Genomic DNA, 625 nt, shown 5'->3' with positions numbered 1-625 from the left:
GCTCAATGGGGGTTTGACTACGATAGAACATACGTGGTTGACTATAAAAGTCTGCAAAGCTTTCTGCACGGATACGACCTTTAACCGCATCGTTATTTTGAGTTAAATCCTCTGCAAATGATTTAAACCCAATTGACGGATTTTCACGCGGTTTTTCTGGCTCTAAACTTTGTGGTTCATAAGCAACGCGACCTTTGGGAATTTGCATCTGCATATGACCATCACGCTGCATATTATGGAATGGACATTTTGGTGCATTAATTGGCAACTGCGCAAAATTTGGTGAGCCTAAGCGCGACAGCTGAGTATCAAGGTAACTAAATAAACGACCTTGTAGCAATGGATCATTACTAAAGTCGATACCGGGTACGATGTTTGCTGGACAGAAAGCCACTTGCTCTGTCTCAGCAAAGAAGTTATCGGGATAACGGTTTAATACCATTTTACCCACGAATTCAACAGGGACTAATTCTTCTGGAACTAATTTGGTTGCATCCAAGTGATCAAATGGGAATTTTTCTGCTTGTTCTTGGGTGAATATCTGCACACCAAAGTCCCAAACAACTTCGTCACCATTTTCAAACAAGGTTTCAAATAGATCACGACGATGATAGTCTGGATCAGC

At 41.4% G+C, this 625-nt stretch carries 1 protein-coding gene; it reads right to left on the bottom strand.

Annotation, left to right across the window (positions count from 1 at the left end):
• Positions 1-625, bottom strand: a 625-nt coding sequence (locus IEY58_RS34160) for a catalase (protein WP_189052661.1), incomplete at both ends; no start/stop codon positions are given.

The sequence above is a fragment of the Aliidongia dinghuensis genome (genome assembly GCF_014643535.1).
Classification (GTDB): domain Bacteria; phylum Pseudomonadota; class Alphaproteobacteria; order ATCC43930; family CGMCC-115725; genus Aliidongia; species Aliidongia dinghuensis.
Note: the sequence above shows the minus strand (reverse complement) of the source record. Positions and strands in the feature narration are given on the sequence as shown.